Source organism: Kitasatospora sp. NPDC101183 (assembly GCF_044767945.1).
Classification (GTDB): domain Bacteria; phylum Actinomycetota; class Actinomycetes; order Streptomycetales; family Streptomycetaceae; genus Kitasatospora.
The window spans coordinates 1-16,282 of sequence record NZ_JBIWOW010000027.1; the positions used below are offsets into that span (position 1 = coordinate 1).

General features: G+C 72.0%; 16 protein-coding genes and 1 riboswitch. Of the genes, 10 read left to right on the forward strand and 6 right to left on the reverse strand.

Annotated elements, in window-relative coordinates:
• Positions 1-209: 209 nt before the first annotated feature.
• Positions 210-794, forward strand: a complete 585-nt coding sequence (locus tag ACIRRS_RS30455; protein WP_402977431.1) for a CGNR zinc finger domain-containing protein — start codon at positions 210-212, stop codon at positions 792-794.
• Here ACIRRS_RS30455 and sodX read toward each other — a convergent pair.
• Positions 791-1,153 (reverse strand): nickel-type superoxide dismutase maturation protease, encoded by a 363-nt coding sequence (sodX, locus tag ACIRRS_RS30460; protein ID WP_402977678.1) that lies wholly within the window; start codon positions 1,151-1,153, stop codon positions 791-793. The two genes, ACIRRS_RS30455 and sodX, sit on opposite strands and share 4 nt — an antisense overlap.
• 234 nt (positions 1,154-1,387) lie before the next feature.
• Here sodX and sodN point away from each other — a divergent pair, with 234 nt between their 5' ends.
• The 7 genes from sodN (at position 1,388) to ACIRRS_RS30495 (ending at position 7,234) form a co-directional block, all read left to right on the forward strand.
• Positions 1,388-1,783 carry a superoxide dismutase, Ni gene (gene sodN, locus ACIRRS_RS30465; protein ID WP_402977434.1) on the forward strand — a complete coding sequence of 132 codons (396 nt, stop codon included), beginning with the start codon at positions 1,388-1,390 and terminating at the stop codon, positions 1,781-1,783.
• Between the two features lie 132 nt (positions 1,784-1,915).
• Positions 1,916-1,987, forward strand: a riboswitch (cobalamin riboswitch).
• Positions 1,988-2,106: 119 nt separating this feature from the next.
• Entirely contained in the window at positions 2,107-3,171 is a 1,065-nt protein-coding gene (locus tag ACIRRS_RS30470) for a FecCD family ABC transporter permease (protein ID WP_402977437.1), read from the forward strand.
• Positions 3,171-3,947, forward strand: coding sequence for an ABC transporter ATP-binding protein (locus ACIRRS_RS30475; RefSeq protein ID WP_402977440.1), 777 nt, complete (start codon positions 3,171-3,173; stop codon positions 3,945-3,947). Before ACIRRS_RS30470 ends, ACIRRS_RS30475 begins: the two co-directional genes overlap by 1 nt.
• Positions 3,948-3,957: 10 nt before the next feature.
• Positions 3,958-4,956, forward strand: coding sequence for an ABC transporter substrate-binding protein (locus ACIRRS_RS30480; RefSeq protein WP_402977443.1), 999 nt, complete (start codon positions 3,958-3,960; stop codon positions 4,954-4,956).
• Between the two features lie 61 nt (positions 4,957-5,017).
• Entirely contained in the window at positions 5,018-5,497 is a 480-nt protein-coding gene (locus ACIRRS_RS30485) for a GNAT family N-acetyltransferase (RefSeq protein WP_402977446.1), read from the forward strand.
• 175 nt (positions 5,498-5,672) lie between these two features.
• Positions 5,673-6,083 carry an anti-sigma regulatory factor gene (locus ACIRRS_RS30490; RefSeq protein WP_402977449.1) on the forward strand — a complete coding sequence of 137 codons (411 nt, stop codon included), beginning with the start codon at positions 5,673-5,675 and terminating at the stop codon, positions 6,081-6,083.
• Between the two features lie 158 nt (positions 6,084-6,241).
• The gene (locus ACIRRS_RS30495) at positions 6,242-7,234 is read left to right on the forward strand and encodes a SigB/SigF/SigG family RNA polymerase sigma factor (protein WP_402977452.1); all 993 of its coding nucleotides are present in this window, start codon (positions 6,242-6,244) and stop codon (positions 7,232-7,234) included.
• Between the two features lie 39 nt (positions 7,235-7,273).
• On the opposite strand, the gene ACIRRS_RS30500 is transcribed toward ACIRRS_RS30495, so the two are convergent.
• Positions 7,274-7,690 carry a hypothetical protein gene (locus ACIRRS_RS30500; RefSeq protein WP_402977455.1) on the reverse strand — a complete coding sequence of 139 codons (417 nt, stop codon included), beginning with the start codon at positions 7,688-7,690 and terminating at the stop codon, positions 7,274-7,276.
• A gap of 50 nt (positions 7,691-7,740) precedes the next feature.
• Between ACIRRS_RS30500 and ACIRRS_RS30505 the strand changes: the two genes are divergently transcribed.
• Positions 7,741-8,712 carry a diacylglycerol/lipid kinase family protein gene (locus ACIRRS_RS30505; RefSeq protein ID WP_402977458.1) on the forward strand — a complete coding sequence of 324 codons (972 nt, stop codon included), beginning with the start codon at positions 7,741-7,743 and terminating at the stop codon, positions 8,710-8,712.
• A gap of 369 nt (positions 8,713-9,081) precedes the next feature.
• Positions 9,082-9,333: a WhiB family transcriptional regulator gene (locus tag ACIRRS_RS30510; RefSeq protein WP_014138019.1), complete on the forward strand. Its 252-nt coding sequence runs from the start codon at positions 9,082-9,084 to the stop codon at positions 9,331-9,333.
• 452 nt (positions 9,334-9,785) lie between these two features.
• On the opposite strand, the gene ACIRRS_RS30515 is transcribed toward ACIRRS_RS30510, so the two are convergent.
• The 4 genes from ACIRRS_RS30515 to ACIRRS_RS30530 form a co-directional block, all read right to left on the reverse strand.
• The gene (locus tag ACIRRS_RS30515) at positions 9,786-11,306 is read right to left on the reverse strand and encodes a sensor histidine kinase (protein WP_402977460.1); all 1,521 of its coding nucleotides are present in this window, start codon (positions 11,304-11,306) and stop codon (positions 9,786-9,788) included.
• Positions 11,307-11,734: 428 nt separating this feature from the next.
• Entirely contained in the window at positions 11,735-12,787 is a 1,053-nt protein-coding gene (locus tag ACIRRS_RS30520; RefSeq protein WP_402977463.1) for an SIS domain-containing protein, read from the reverse strand.
• Between the two features lie 205 nt (positions 12,788-12,992).
• A complete protein-coding gene (locus ACIRRS_RS30525; RefSeq protein ID WP_402977681.1) occupies positions 12,993-14,267 on the reverse strand; it encodes an extracellular solute-binding protein in 1,275 nt (424 codons plus the stop codon).
• A gap of 455 nt (positions 14,268-14,722) precedes the next feature.
• Complete coding sequence (locus ACIRRS_RS30530) at positions 14,723-16,276, reverse strand: glycoside hydrolase family 3 protein (protein WP_402977466.1); 1,554 nt, start codon at positions 16,274-16,276, stop codon at positions 14,723-14,725.
• Positions 16,277-16,282: the final 6 nt, after the last annotated feature.

Genomic DNA, 16,282 nt, shown 5'->3' on the forward strand with positions numbered 1-16,282 from the left:
AACAGCCCCCCTACGCATTTGGCCACGGGGGGCCACACCCCCCTGTGGGGGGGCGCGGGGGTTGGCGCGCACGTGTGGGGGTGAGCCGGGCGCCGGGTCGGGCGGGGGGGCCCCGGGCGTAAAAACCGGGCGGGCCCCCGACGTTTTGACTCCGGAGGTAATAGGCTGGAAGCTGTCAGCCCGTTACCGATTCTGGAAGGACCGCCGCCGTGGAGCTGGCCTCGTACGCCGACCTCGCCGTCCGGCTGGTGAACACCGAGGAGCCCGAGCGCGGCACCGACGCCCTGACCTCGGTGGAGGCCGTGCGCGGCCTCTTCTCCGACTCCTCCCGGGCCGCCGCCCTGGCCGACGAGTCCGACGTACCCCGGCTGCGGGCCGTACGGACCAGGCTGCGCGGCGTCTTCGAGGCCGCCGCCGACGGCGAGGAGGTCCGCTCCGTCGACCTGCTGAACAGCCTGCTGATGGAGTACCCCGTCAGCCCGCTGGTCTCCGGCCACGACCACCTCGACGACGCGGGCCGGCCCCGCTGGCACCTGCACCTGGCCGACAACTCCCCCACCGCCACGGCCCACTTCAGCGCGGTGGCCTGCATGGGCCTGGCCGTCCACCTCACCGAGATGGGCGCCGACCGGCTCGGCATCTGCCAGGCCGCGCCCTGCCGCAACGCCTACCTGGACACCTCGACCAACCGCTCCCGGCGCTACTGCTCCGACCGCTGCGCCACCCGCGCCAACGTGGCCGCCTACCGGGCCCGCAAGCGCCAGGAGGCCGCGGCCGCGCTCCAGCAGTCCTAGCGTTCCTCGGCCCAGACGCCCAGCTTCCGGGCCAGGCCCGGCACCCGGGCCAGCCGGGGGGCCAGCAGCAGCCGCTCCAGCCCCCTGCCCGGCGCCAGCCAGGCCGGGGAGGGGCGCAGCCGCAGCAGCACCCGGCCGAGGACGAGGTCGTCCGGCACGGGGCCGTAGGAGCGGCTGTCGCTGTCCACCGGGCGGTTGTCGGACAGCAGCCACCAACCCTTCGAGCGGCGCTCGGCGGCCCGCTTCACCACCAGCAGGTCCTGCTGGAAGGGGTGGCGGAACAGCACCACGGCCCCCGCCCTGATCGGCGCCCCGTAGCGGACCAGCAGCTGGTCCCCCTCGCGCAGGGTCGGCACCATGGACGGGCCCGCCACGTCGACCAGCCCGAACGGCAGCGCGCCGCGCTCCGTCTCCGTGCTCCGCGCCACGACTCCTCCTCCGCGCTGCCCGCCCCCAGTGTGCCGTACGGACCGTCACCCGTCCGATGTCCGGTTCGACTCGGTCTTTGGCCCTACTCCTGCCTCCCGACCGCGAAACCACGAGGGGGGAGCGGTAGTCTCGGCCGCGGGAAGACGATCTAAGGAAGGACTCCCATGTTCTCTCGTCTGTTTGCACCGCGCGTCACCGCGCACGCCCACTGCGACCTGCCCTGCGGTGTGTACGACCCCGCGCAGGCCAAGCTGGAGGCCGAGTCGGTCAAGGCCACCCAGGAGAAGTACCAGGCCAACGAGGACCCGCACTTCCGCGCCCGCGCCGTCATCATCAAGGAGCAGCGCGCCGAGGCCGTCAAGCACCACATCTCGGTGCTGTGGAGCGACTACTTCAAGGCCCCGCACTTCGAGAAGTACCCGCAGCTGCACCAGCTGATCAACGACACCCTCAAGGCCGCCTCGGCCGCGAAGGCGTCGACGGACCCGGCCACCGGCCAGGCCCTGCTGGACCTGATCGCCGAGGTCGACAAGATCTTCTGGGAGACCAAGCAGGCCTGAGCCTGACGCGTCGCCACCCGGCCGCCCCCGTCCGCACCGTCGGACGGGGGCGGTCGTGCGTCCGACGGCACGGGAAGCCTCGGTAAGGGTTGCCTGCCCTGAGCGGCTGTTATGCTGCCGGGGCGTCCGAGGGAGAAGTCCGGTGAGAGTCCGGCGCTGACCCGCAACGGTGTGCGGAGCCCGTACGGCCCCGCCAGCCCGATCGCCCCCGGCCGCGGACTCCCGACGACTCGCCGCGGACTGCGAGGGGACGGCACCCCGGCCCAGCCCGGCAGGCGGCCCGGCCCGGCGCACCCACGGCCCGAGGCAAAGCGCAGCCGCCCGTGACCGTGAGCACCAGCCCGCCGCCCCCGCGCCGAATACCCGCCCTGCCCCTGGCCCTCGGCCTGGCCCTCGCCCTGCTCGTCTCCCTCGTCTGCGGGGTCGCCCTCGGCGCCGCCGGGCTCGACCTCCCGCACGTCCTGCGGCTGCTCGGCGCCGGACTGACGGGCGGACGGCTGGAGGCGGACGAGGCCTCCGCCTACGCGATCGTCTGGCAGATCCGGCTGCCGCGCACCGTCCTGGCCGCCGTGGTCGGCGCCGGACTGGCCGCCACCGGCGTCGCCGTACAGGCGCTGGTGCGCAACGCGCTCGCCGACCCGTTCGTCCTCGGCATCTCCTCCGGCGCCGCCGTCGGCGCCAACGCCGTGATCCTGCTCGGTGCCTTCTCCGCGCTCGGGATCTGGGCGATCTCCGTCTCCGCCTTCGGCTCGGCGCTGGCCGCCATGGCCCTGGTCTACCTCGCCGCCCGCACCGCGTACGGGCTCACTCCCCTGCGGCTGGTGCTCACCGGCACCGCGCTGTCCTACGGGTTCTCCGCCGTCACCTCCCTGATGGTCTTCTCCGCCGACCGGGGCGAGGCCGCCCGGGACGTCATGATGTGGCTGCTCGGCAGTCTCGGCGGCGCCACCTGGGGCTCGGTGCCGATCGCCGCCGGGACCGTCCTCGCCGGCCTCGCCTACCTGGCCTGCGCCGCGGGGCGGTTGGACGCCCTCGCCATGGGCGACGAGACCTCCGCCTCCCTCGGCGTGGACCCGGACCGGCTGCGCCGCGAACTGTTCGTCGTCACGGCCGCCGTCACCGGAACCGTCGTCGCCGTCAGCGGGGCGATCGGCTTCGTCGGGCTGCTGATGCCCCACCTGGCCCGGATGCTGGTCGGCGCCGGGCACCGCCGGGTGCTGCTGATCGCCCCGCTCGCCGGGGCCCTGCTGCTGGTCTGGGTGGACATCGCCTCCCGCACCCTGCTGGCCCCCGCCGAACTGCCCGTCGGCGTCTTCACCGCCGTGCTCGGGGTGCCCGCCTTCCTGCTGATGATGCGCCGCCGCGGCCACGCCCTGGGAGGCCGCTGATGGCGAAGCCCGAAGAGCTCAGTGTGGAGGGCGTCTCCGTGGAGCTGGCCGGGGCGAAGCTCGTCCATGAGGTGAGCCTCAGGGCCGAGCCCGGGCAGGTGGTCGGGTTGATCGGGCCCAACGGCAGCGGCAAGTCCACGCTGCTGCGCTGCGTCTACCGGGTGCTGCGCCCGGCGGGCGGGGCCGTACGGCTGGACGGCGACGACCTGCACGCCCTCACCCCGCGCGAGACCGCCCGCCGGGTCGCCGCGCTGACGCAGGAGCACTCCGCCGAGTTCGACTTCACCGTGGCCGAGGTCGTCGCCATGGGACGGCTGCCGCACCGGCGCGGCCTCTCCGGCCCCGACCCGGCGGACGGGGAGCGCTGCGCCGAGGCCATGCGCCGGGTCGGCGTGGACCACCTCGCCGAGCGGGGCTTCCTGAACCTGTCCGGCGGCGAGAAGCAGCGGGCCCTGATCGCCCGGGCGCTCGTCCAGGAGCCCCGGCTGCTGGTGCTGGACGAGCCCACCAACCACCTCGACATCGCCCACCAGTTGGAGGTGCTCGCACTCGCCCGCGAGGCCGGGCCGACGGTGCTCACCGCGCTGCACGACCTCAACCTCGCGGCGGGCCACTGCGACCTGCTGTACGTGCTGCGGGCCGGCCGGATCGTCGCCTCCGGGCCGCCCGAGGAGGTGCTGCGCCCCGCGCTGCTGGCCGAGGTGTTCGGCGTCCGGGCCACGCCCGTCCGGCACCCCGGAACCGGCGCCCTCCAGCTGCTGTTCGACCGTCTCTAGGAGAACCACCATGCGTACCAAGCCCGTTGCCGCCACGGCCCTGCTCGCCCTCGGCCTCACCGCCTGCGGCGCGGAGATCGCCCCCGCCGAGAAGCCGGCCGCCGCCTCCGCGCACTACCCGGTGACCGTCGACAACTGCGGCACGAAGCTGACCTTCGCGCAGAAGCCCGCCCGGACGGTCACCAACGACGTCGGCATCACCGAGCTGATGTTCGCCCTCGGCCTCTCCGACCGGATGGCCGGCTACGTGATGCCCGACGACAAGGGCCAGATCGACAAGGTGGCCTGGAAGGGCGAGTACGAGAGGACCACCTGGCTCTCCAAGAAGGTGATCACCAAGGAGATCGCCCTGGACGCCAAGGCCGACCTGGTCTTCGCCGGCTGGCACTACGGCTTCGACGAGGGCAGCGGGATCACCCCGGCGGCGTTCAAGGCCCTCGGCGTGGAGTCGTACGTGCTCACCGAGTCCTGCCGCAGCGGCAAGGGCGGCGAGCGCGGCGTGATGGACCCGCTGGAGGCGCTCTACACCGACCTCGCCAACCTCGGCGAGATCTTCGACGTCCGCGAGCGCGCCGACAAGCTGATCGCCCACTTCAAGGCGCAGATCGATGCGACCGTGCGCCCCGTGAACCACCCGTCCGTCTTCCTCTACGACAGCGGCCAGGACAAGCCGTTCACCGCCGGGAGGTTCGCCGCCGCGGACGAGATCATCGCCAAGGCCGGCGGCGTGAACGTCATGCACGACCTGGCCGACTCCTGGGTGACCACCGGCTGGGAGAGCGTGGTGCAGCGCGACCCCGAGGTGATCGTGATCAACAACTACGGCTCGGTGAGCGCCGAGGAGAAGCGGAAGTTCCTCAAGTCGCTGCCCGCGCTGGCCGGCGTCTCCGCGATCAGGAACGACCGGATCTTCGTCATGGACTACGTCGACCTCGTGGAGAGCCCCCGCAACCCGGCCGCGATCTCCTCGCTCGCCCAGTACCTGAGCCTGCCCGCCCTGGCCCGCTGACCTCAGGATTTTCATCGGCCGGGCCTGGGAGGAACCGGGCCCGGTCGGTACTCTCGGAGGCATGATCCGCACCGCCGTCGCCAGCGACGTCCCCGTCATCCGCGCCATGATCCGCGAACTCGCGGAGTACGAGAAGGAACCGCAGGCGGCCGTGGCCACCGACGAGCAGCTGCACGCCGCGCTGTTCGGCCCGCAGCCGGCGCTGTTCGGCCTCATCGCCGAGGACGACACGACCGGCGAGCCGGTCGGTTTCGCGGTCTGGTTCCTCAACTTCTCGACCTGGCGCGGCACCCACGGGATCTACCTGGAGGACCTCTACGTCCGCCCCGAGGCGCGCGGCGGCGGCCACGGCAAGGCGCTGCTGCTGGAGCTGGCGCGGATCGCCGTCGAGCGCGGATACTCGCGGGTGGAGTGGTCGGTGCTGGACTGGAACCAGCCCTCGATCGAGTTCTACGAGTCCCTCGGCGCCGTACCGATGACGGGCTGGACGGTCTACCGGCTCACCGGCGAGGCGCTCACCGCCGCCGGCACCCCGCGCTGATCCGCCTGCGGCAGTCGCGCAAAGCCACTGCCACCCTGCGTCGCAATGCCTTACCATGAGTAACTCCCGCACCGTGTGCGGAAGGCAAGGCATCGACCTCGATGGCGGGAACACCTGGCATCGAACCCCTTCACGGGGTACCAAGGAAGCACAGCACGCCACCCAGGAGGCAAGGGTGTCCCAGATCGACGACGATCTCGGAGTTCAGGACTTCGTGGAGGTCCGGCTGCCCGCGGCGGGGGCCTATCTCTCGGTGCTGCGAACAGCAACCGCCGGGCTCGCGGCCCGGTTGGACTTCACCCTCGACGAGATCGAGGACCTGCGGATCGCGGTCGACGAGGCCTGCGCCATCCTGCTCCAGCAGGCCGTGCCGGGCTCGGTCCTGGCCTGCGAGTTCAGGCTGGTCGGAGACTCGTTGAAGATCACCGTCTCCGCGCCGACCACCGACGGCAAGGCCCCCGAACGGGACACCTTCGCCTGGACGGTGCTCTCGGCGCTCGCCGGCGAGGTGGACTCCTCCGTCGGCGAGGACAAGACCGTGTCCATCAGCCTGCACAAGAAGCGCGGCGGCTCCGCCGCCCACTAGCCGGCCCCTCAGCAGCACCCGTGCAAGGGCCGTCCGCCACTCCCCCGCCAGGGGCGGTCGCGGGCGGCTCCCGGTACCGCCCCGAGGGCGGTACGACCAACGAGACGAAACCGGGGCCGACGGCCCCGGTGCTCCCGGAACGGAACGGGGGAATGGCCGTGAGTGATCTGGACCGTACCGGCCTCGCGACGGCGGGCCCTGCCGTACCGACCCAGGCGAGCGTTCCCGGCCTCGCCGCCAACGACGAAGCGCACCCGAAGGACGCCCACCGGATGAGCCAGCCGACCGAGCCGACGTCTGATCCGTCGCACTCCTCGCCGACCCCGCCCGAGCCGGCGGACGAGGCCGGGGAGCCGCACGGCACGGTGCCCGCCCAGGTCACGCACCGCACCGGCGCGCCGGACCGGGAGGCGGCCCGGGCGCTGTTCGTCCGGCTGTCCGCGCTGCCCGAGGGCTCCACGGAGCGCGTCGAGCTGCGCAACCAGCTGGTGCGGATGCACATCCCGCTGGTCGAGCACCTGGCCCGGCGGTTCCGCAACCGCGGGGAGCCGCTGGACGACCTCACCCAGGTCGCCACCATCGGCCTGATCAAGTCGGTGGACCGCTTCGACCACGAGCGCGGGGTCGAGTTCTCCACCTACGCGACGCCGACGATCGTCGGCGAGATCAAGCGGCACTTCCGCGACAAGGGCTGGGCGGTCCGGGTACCGCGTCGGCTCCAGGAGCTGCGGCTGTCGCTCACCACGGCGACCAGCGAGCTCTCCCAGCGGCACGGCCGCTCCCCCACGGTGCACGAGCTGGCCGAGCACCTGGGGATCTCCGAGGAGGACGTCCTGGAGGGCCTGGAGTCCGCCAACGCGTACTCCACGCTGTCCCTGGACGTCCCGGACAGCGACGACGAGTCGCCGGCCGTGGCGGACACCCTGGGCGCCACCGACGAGGCGCTGGAGGGCGTCGAGTACCGCGAGTCGCTCAAGCCCCTGCTGGCCCAACTGCCGCCCCGGGAGCAGAAGATCCTGGTGCTGCGGTTCTTCCGCAACATGACCCAGTCGCAGATCGCCGCCGAGGTGGGGATCTCCCAGATGCACGTGTCCCGGCTGCTGGCCCGCACGTTGGCCCAGCTGCGGGAGAAGCTCCTCGTGGAGGAGTAGGCCTGACGGCCGGTCAGCGGTTCCGGCGGCCCTGTGTGCTCAGCCCTCGTGCTGGGCGTACAGGGCCGCCGTCGTGCGCGGGTTCAGCAGCGACCCGATGCCGACCAGCCCGAGCAGGCCGACCAGCGCACCGACGACGACCATCGCGCCGCCGCTCTCGAACATGTAGTAGGCGACCGGCAGGCAGATCGAGTTGGTCAGCACGGCCGGACTGCGGCCCCAGCGGCGCTCCTTGAGCAGCGCGCGGGCGGCCAGCACCGGCAGCACCCCGAGCAGCACGATGACCACGCCGCCGAACTCGTTGAGGGCCAGCTGCTTGGACTGGCCCGACAGCGCGGACACCATGTCCCAGACGCCGACGACGGCCAGCGCGGCGCCCTCCAGGGCGGTGATGGCGGCACCCAGGGTGAGCGGGACCGGGCGGGTGGTGGCGGGTGCGGTGGTTTCTGCGGTCACTCCAGCAGGGTAGCCGCCGGTTGGTCCGTACCGACCCGTAGGCTTTCCCCATGCGCGCTCTCCTGGTCGTGAACCACAAGGCCACCACCACCAGTGGCCGGACCAGGGACGTGCTGATCCACGCCCTGCGCAGCGACCTCAAGCTCGACGTCGCGGAGACGCAGTACCGGGGCCACGCGCGCGACCTCGCGCAGGAGGCCGCCACGGACGGCACGGTGGACCTGGTGGTGGCCCTCGGCGGCGACGGCACCGTCAACGAGGTGGTGAACGGGCTGCTCGCGCACGGCCCGGGCGAGAAGGTCCCGCGACTGGCCGTGGTGCCGGGCGGTTCGACCAATGTGTTCGCCCGCGCCCTGGGCCTGCCCAACGACCCGGTGGAGGCCACCGGGGCCCTGCTGGACGCGCTGGAGCGCGGGCGGGAGCGCCCGATCGGGCTGGGCAAGGCGATGACGGAGGGGCTGGCGGACCGCTGGTTCACCTTCACCGCCGGCTACGGCTTCGACGCCGGGGTGGTGGGCCGCGTCGAGGAGCAGCGCAGGGCCGGGCGCAAGTCCACCCACGCCCTGTACGTGGGGCAGGCCGTCCGGCACTACTTCACCCAGCGTGAGCAGCGCCGCCGGGGCCCCGTGAGCCTGGAAATCCCGGGCCACGAGCGGGTTCCGGGCCTGGTGATGGCGATAGTCAGCAACACCTCGCCGTGGACGTTCCTCGGCAACCGTCCGGTCTACCCCTCACCCCAGGCCTCCTTCGACACGGACCTCGACGTCTTCGGGATCACCCGGATGACGGCGTTCGGTACGGCTCGAACGATCCGTCAGATCCTGCGGTCGTACGCGCCTTCGAGCGACGGCGCCCCGCCGGCCGGGCCGAGCGGGAAGCACGTCGTCTCCTATCACGACGTCAGACACTTCACCTTGGTTTCGGAGGAACCGGCCCCGTTCCAAGTCGACGGGGACCATCTTGGAGACCGGAGTCGCGTCAGTTTCACAGGCGTTCGGCGGGCACTGCGTGTGATTGTGTGACCGGAAGGGGGGTTCGCCCTTCTTCTCGAACGCACAAGCCCCCTTCACTCCATAGAAGTACTGGCTGTGAGCTAGGCGACACCGAAGAATCAAAAATTCCTCCCCGAAGGGGGTTGTATCCGAGCCCGAGGTTTGCGAACCTCTACATGGCGATCGGGACACCTCGCAGCGACGGCCACCCCGGCTACACAGGGGAGCTGACCGCGAGACGCCCCTCGAATCGCCGAATCCCCTCCCAGCACAGACCTCCCGGGCCCGATGGGCCTTTGGTCTCTTTTGCTGTTGTGGGATTCGTGAAAGCGTTCACATTCACAAGGCCATCGATTATGCCGACCGGGTGACCCCCGCGGCAGGAGGAGTTGGACGACCATGGACTGGCGCCACCGCGCTGTCTGCCGCGAAGAGGACCCGGAGCTGTTCTTCCCGATCGGGAACACCGGTCCTGCTCTGCTGCAGATCGAGGAAGCCAAGGCCGTGTGCCGCCGCTGTCCGGTCATGGAGCAGTGCCTGCAGTGGGCGCTCGAGACCGGTCAGGATGCCGGCGTCTGGGGCGGTATGAGCGAGGACGAGCGTCGTGCGATGAAGCGCCGCGCCGCCCGCAACCGCGCCCGCACCGCCTGATTCACGCCTGAACACGGCTGCCCGATCACGCCACGTGACACGGGCCGCACACCAGCAGTGACCGCAGTACCGATCGACTCATGATCACAGGCTTCCCTGCACCTCCTGGTGAAGCCTTCCGCACAAAGGGCCTTGCTGGACCAGGCCCCGCGACACCGGACCGCCCTGCCACTTGATACTGTTCACACAGAGCAATATCGTGGACCCCAGGCGCTCACCGTGTGCAACGCACCGGTGAGGTGTCGCACCACCCAGAGCCCCTGCTCCGGCCGACTCCCCCCGACGGCCGGAACGGGTTGAGAGGCCCTGTCGACCCACCCCCCCGGTCGACAGGGCCTCGTTTCTGTTTTCCGCTCCCGCATCCCGCTTCCGGTGCCCGCCGTTTCTCGCGCGCGGGGCGCGTGGGGCGTTCACCCGGCGCGTCCGCCGTGTGCACGCCCCTGCCGCACACCTCAACGCACCGGAATCTCCAGGATCACCTTGGTCCCGCCCTCCGGTCCGGCCACCATGTCGAACGTTCCGCCGAGTTCCCCGCAGGCGAGCGTACGGACGATCTGGAGGCCGAGGTTGCCCGCCGACTTCGGGTCGAACCCCTCCGGCATCCCCCGCCCGTCGTCCTGCACGGTGATCAGCAGGTACTCCTCCGGTCTGGCCCCGCCGTTCCAACTGTCCGACCAGCCCTTGCCGGTGGCCGGCGCGCGCCCGCGCAGGGCGCTCACCTCCAGGTTGCCGGAGGCCGTCGGGCCGAAGGCGTGCTCCAGGGCGTTCTGCAGCAGCTCCGTCAGCACCATCGACAGCGGGGTGGCCACCTCGGCGGAGAGGATGCCGAAGCTGCCGGTGCGCCGGGTGTGCACCCGGCCGTCCTGGGAGAGCTCCATCGCCATCGCCAGCACCCGGTCGGCGATCTCGTCGAAGGCCACGTGCTCGTCCAGCCCCTGGGAGAGCGTCTCGTGCACGATCGCGATCGAGCCGACCCGGCGCACTGCCTCGTCGAGCGCCGCCCGGGCGGGCTCGGACTCCATCCGGCGCGACTGCAGCCGCAGCAGGGCGGCGACGGTCTGGAGGTTGTTCTTCACCCGGTGGTGGATCTCCCGGATGGTGGCGTCCTTGGTCATCAGCTCGCGGTCGCGGCGGCGCAGTTCCGTCACGTCCCGGCAGAGCACCAGCGAACCGGTCAGCGTGCCCTTGGGCTTGAGCGGGATCGCCCGCAGCGTCACCACTCCCCCCTGGGCCTCGACCTCGGTCTGCCGGGGCGCCCAGCCGCTGGCGATCTTCACCAGCGCCTCGTGGACGGCCGTGCGGGACGGCGGGGCGAGGTCGGCGGTGGCGCGGCCCAGGTGGCTGCCGACCAGGTCGGTGGTGAGGCCCAGGCGGTGGTAGGCGGAGAGGGCGTTCGGGCTGGCGTAGGTGACGATGCCGTCCGCGTCCAGGCGGATCAGGCCGTCGCCGACGCGGGGGGCGGCGTCCATGTCGGCCTGCTCGACGCCGAGGAAGGGGAAGCTGCCGGCGGCGATCATCTGGGCCAGGTCGGAGGCGCTCTGGAGGTAGGTGAGCTCCAGCCGGCTCGGGGTGCGCACGGTCAGCAGGTTGGTGTTGCGGGCGATCACCCCGAGGACCTTGCCCTCGCGGCGCACGGGGATCGACTCGACCCGTACGGGCACCTCCTCGCGCCACTCCGGGTCCCCCTCGCGCACGATGCGGCCCTCGTCGAAGGCGGCGTCCAGCAGCGGGCGGCGCCCGCGCGGGACGAGGTGGCCGACCATGTCGTCCTGGTACGAGGTGGGGCCGGTGTTGGGCCGCATCTGGGCCACGGAGACGTAGCGGATGCCGTCCCAGGTGGGGATCCAGAGCACCAGGTCGGCGAAGGAGAGGTCGGAGAGCAGCTGCCACTCCGAGACCAGCAGGTGGAGCCATTCCACGTCCGCCCCGGTGAGGGTGGTGTGGCGGCGGACGAGTTCGTTCAGCGAGGGCACAGGGCGAGGGTAGCGCCGCAGGTCCGGCGCGGGCGCGGCGGACCGTACGGCGGGCGGGGCGGGCGTACCGTCCGGCGGGCCGTCGGAGTTGTTTAGACCAATTTGCCACGGGGCCTGGACAAGCCTGATTGGTCTAGTCCACAATGAAAGGGCACCAAGGAGATGGCCCACCGCGCAACTGCCCTGACCGCGCGAGGCCGCTCCTCGGTCGGACACCGCCGAACGAGGACCCCGCACAGTTCTCGATCGTCCCCGGTGGCCGACGACAGCTCCGGGCTGCGGTGCCGCGTGGGTTGAGGGTCCCGCGTCGGCGCCGTGGCCCGTAGTGCTTTCCGGCCCCGGGCCGGTCGCCTCCCCGCACCGGATGCCCGCCGCTCACAGGACCGGGCCCCGTCCACAGGCTGTGGACGGGGCCCGGTTCACGTGTTTCAGCGCGTCTCGGTCACCTTGGCGAGGGCGCGCGGGGCGTCCGGGTCCTGGCCGCGGGCGATGGTGACCTCGTACGCGAGCAGCTGCAGCGGCAGGATCTCCAGGATCGGCTGGACCTCCTCCGGCACGCCCGGCGGCAGCGCGAAGCCGGCCGAGGCCGCGTCCACCTGGGCCTGCTGACCGACGACCACCAGGTCCGCACCCCGGCCGCGCAGCCGGTCCAGGACGGGCTGCAGGGCCTCGCCGCCCTTGCCGTCCGGGACGATCGCGATGACCGGCGAGACGTTGTCCACCATCGCCAGCGGGCCGTGCAGCAGGTCGGCGCCGGAGAACGGGGTGGCGGGGATGTAGGTGGTCTCCATCAGCTTGAGCGCCGCCTCGCGGGCGGTCGGGTAGCCGTAGCCGCGCGAGGTGATCACCAGCCGCTGGGCGAAGCGGTACCGCTCGGCCAGCGCCTTCACCTCGGCGTGGCGCTCCAGCACGCCGGCGGCCAGGGCCGGGAGGTCGCGGGCGGCCTCGCCGTCGCCGCCGCGCAGGCCCTCGACCAGCAGGTAGAGGGCGAGCAGTTCGGCGGTGTACGTCTTGGTGGCGGGCAGGGCCTTCTCCGGCCCGGCCAGCACGTCGACGTGGAACTCCGAGACCTCGGCGAGCGGGGAGTCGGGGTTGTTGGTGACGGCGAGGGTGATCGCCCCGGCCTCGCGGGCGGCCTTGGTGGAGGCCACGAGGTCGGGCGAGCCACCGGACTGGCTGACGGTGATCACCAGGACGTCGGTGAGGTCCGGCTTGGCCCCGTACGCGGTGGTGGTGGACATCGAGGTCAGACCGGCGGGCTTGCCGAGCAGGATCTCGATCAGGTACTTGGCGTACAGCGCGGCGTTGTCCGAGGTGCCGCGCGCGGTCAGCAGGACGAAGCGGGGCTTGCGGCCGGCGATCTCGGCCGCGACCCGGCGGATCTTCGGGGCGCCCTCGTCGAGGATGCGCCGCAGGACGGCCGGCTGCTCGGCCATCTCCGCCGCCATGATCCGGCCGGGAACGGTCTGAGGGTCGGACATCTGGATGTGCCTCCGATGAGATGGGTCGACCCCGCGCGGGCGGGCGCCCGGCGGGGACCTCTACGGCGGCGAGTCCGCACACTCGCTGCGGGTGACGCACTTCGGGCATGTCCTCGGACACGCCCTGGCGGTCATCGTACGGGCAGCGAGCCCGCGGGGCCTGTGCACGCCCCGCCCCCACGGCGGGGCGTGCGCAGGCGGCGGGTCAGGACTGGGTGTTGATGAGCTGGTCGATCGCGGCGTCGGCCTCCTTGGTGGCCTGGTCCACGGACTTGCCCTTGAGGATGGCGGTCAGCATGTCGGGCAGGATCTTCTGCTTCTCGACCGCGCCCCAGCCGGGGGCCAGCGGGGTGAACCAGGCGTCCGGCACGGCGTTGGCCGCGGCGGCGGTGGTCGGCTTGTTCTTGAGCGGGGCCAGCTGGGTGAGGTTGTTGGGCAGGATGTCCTTGTCGGCCAGGGCCTGCTGGGACTTGCCGCTGGTGAACATCCGCACCCAGTCGGTGGCCAGCGCCGTCTGCTGGGACTTGGCGGTGACGGCGAGGTCGGAGCCGCCGATGAAGGTGGGCAGCGGCTTGCCGTCCGGGCCGGGCATGGTGGCGAGCTTGACGGCGTCCTTGAGGCTCGGGTCACCGGTGACCGGGGCGCTGACGCTGGCGGCCTCGTAGCCGTTGCCGTAGAACGCGGCGGCGTGGCCGCGCGCCATCGACTCGTACTGGTTCTGCTCGTTGGCCGTCTGGTCGCCCTTGTTGTACTTGCGCACCAGCTCGACGAAGTGGGTGATGCCCTGCACGGACTTGGGGTCGTGCAGGGTGCCGTGCCAGTTGCCCGAGGAGTCGAACTTGGCGATGCTGCCGCCGTACGCGGCCACGTAGCTCGCCGCCGCGTACCAGTACGGGCCCGGCAGGTAGAGCGGGGAGAAGGACTTGTCGGACTTGTTCTTCTCGGCGATCTTGTCGAGCGCCGCCGTCAGGTCCGTCTCCGTCTTCGGGAACTCGGCACTGCCGGTGGCCTGCTGGAAGGCGGCCGAGTTGTAGATGGCGACGCGGGCGCCGGCGTAGTACGGCACGCACCAGAGCTTGTCCTGGTACGTACAGGTGTTGGCGAGCGCCTTGATCCAGGCGTCGGAGTTGTCGAAGCTGCTGCGGTCCACCGGGGCGAGCGCGCCGGAGAGCACGTACTTCATGGTCTCGGTGTTGCCGAGTTCGACCACGTCGGGGGCGCTGCCGTCGGCGATGGCCTTGTCCAGCTTGCTGACCTTGTCGGCCCAACCCTGGTACACCAGCCGCAGGGTGACCTTGGGGTACTTCGCCGCGAACTCGTCGTTGACGCGCTGGACGAGGTCGGGCCAGTTCTTCTGGGCGTCGTCCATCAGCCAGACGGTGACGGTGCCGCTCGCGGCCTTGGGGTCGGAGGCGGGGCTCTTGTCGGCCGAGGTCGAGCCCGAGGATGAGCAGGCCGTGAGGCCGATCGCGAGCGCCATGATGCCGAACGTCGTCTTGAGTTGACGCGTCTTCACGCCATCCTCCGAAGGGTTGAGAGCCGTGTTGCCCACCGGCGGCGTGCTGGCGCCCGCCACGGAGAGTCCGGGCCGGGGCGGCGAAGAGCGTTCGGGGAGGGCCGATACCACATCCGGTGAGGTTGAAGTTCGAACCGGATGCAGTGGACTCTGGCCTAGACCAAGGGTGGTGTCAACGGCCAAAAGCCTTTGTTGCCACGGCCGTTGCAGAGCCGTTGTACCCCGTGGCGATCAGTTGCCTCATCGTCACCCTAAGTGGAACTTAAGACCGATTTAAGGCCCACTTGAGGGAGCACGGTCATATGACTCCCTCGCAGGTCAACGGGGTGGAAACGGAACGGGCCCGCCATGCGACATGCGCATGACGGGCCCGTTCACCCGACGCTCCCTCATCACTGAGGGTGACGTCTGTCGGAGCTTCAGCCGATCGCTCCCGACTGCCCGGTGAGGACCTCCACGGCCGCCAGCCCGCAGACCCGGGCGGCGCCGTGGGTGGCGATGTGGAGCGCGCCGGTGGGCTCGGACTGGGGCAGCCCCATCTCGACCACGGCGGCGTCCGGCCGGGCCGCCACCAGGCGGCTCAGCGCGGCGGCCATCCAGGCGTGCCGGTGCGCGTCCCGGACCACCAGCACCAGGCGACGGCCCTCGGCCCCGGCCACCACCTCGGCGACCAGCGCGTCCAGCAGCTCCGGCGAGGCCTGGGAGGGCGACACCTCGCGGGTGCGGGTGCCGGGGAAGCGGTCGGCCAGCATCCCGGCCACGCCCCACGGGGTGACGTCGCCGACGGCGATGTTCGGCTCGTCCGAGAACGAGGCCACGTACGGCCGCTCGGTCACCGGCAGCACCTCGCGGCCCGGCGCCCGGACCACCTTGAGGGCCCGTCGGGCGGCGCGCAGGCCGACCGCGAGGTCCGGCTCGGGCTGCTCGCCCTGGGCCGCGATCCGGGCCCAGCTGCCCAGCGAGCGGACCCGCTGGGCGGCGTCGGCCAGGCGCTCCTCGGAGATCCGGCCCGAGCGCACGCCCGCCACGATGGCGTCGCGCAGCATCAGCACGGTCTCCTCGTCGGCCAGCCCGCCGCCCACGCAGATCGCGTCCGCGCCGGCCGCCAGGGCCAGCACGGTGCCCTCGCCCATGCCGAAGGTGTCGGCGATGGCGCCCATCTCGATCGCGTCGCTGACGATCAGGCCCTGGTAGCCCAGGCCGCCGTCCTCGGGCGCGGCGCGCAGCAGGTCCCGCAGCACGGCCGGGCTCAGGGTGGCCGGCAGCTTCGGGTCCAGCGCCGGGATCATGATGTGGGCCGTCATCACGGCCTTGGTGCCGGCGGCGATGGCCGCCTCGAAGGGCACCAGGTCGCGGGCGCGCAGCACGTCCAGGTCGACGTCGATGACCGGCAGGCCGTGGTGGGAGTCCACCGCGGTGTCGCCGTGGCCGGGGAAGTGCTTGGAGCAGGCGGCCACGCCGGCCGACTGCAGGCCCTCGACCCAGGCGGCGGTGTGCCGGGCGCACAGCTTCGGGTCGGCGCCGAAGGAGCGGACGCCGATGACCGGGTTGCGCGGGTTGGAGTTGACGTCGGCGGTGGGCGCCCAGTTGTAGTTGACGCCGGCGGCGGCCAGCGCCCGGCCCAGCTCGCGGGCGACGTCCCGGGTCAGCCCCGGGTCGTCGATGGCGCCGAGCGCGTGGTTGCCCGGCCAGGAGGAGCCGGAGCCGGCCTCCAGGCGGGTGACGTCGCCGCTCTCCTCGTCGATGGCGACGAGCAGGTCGGGGTTCTCGGCGCGCAGCGCGGCGGTGAGCGCGGACAGCTGGTCGAGGTCGACCACGTTGCGGTCGAACAGCGCGACGGAGCCGAGGCCGGCGGCGAGGTGGCGGCGCAGCCACTCCGGCGGCTCGGTGCCGACGAAGCCGGGCTGCAGGACGGTCAGCGCGTCCCGGTGCAGCTGGTCGCTGTCCAGGGAGGTGGGGACGAGGATGCTCACGTCGAC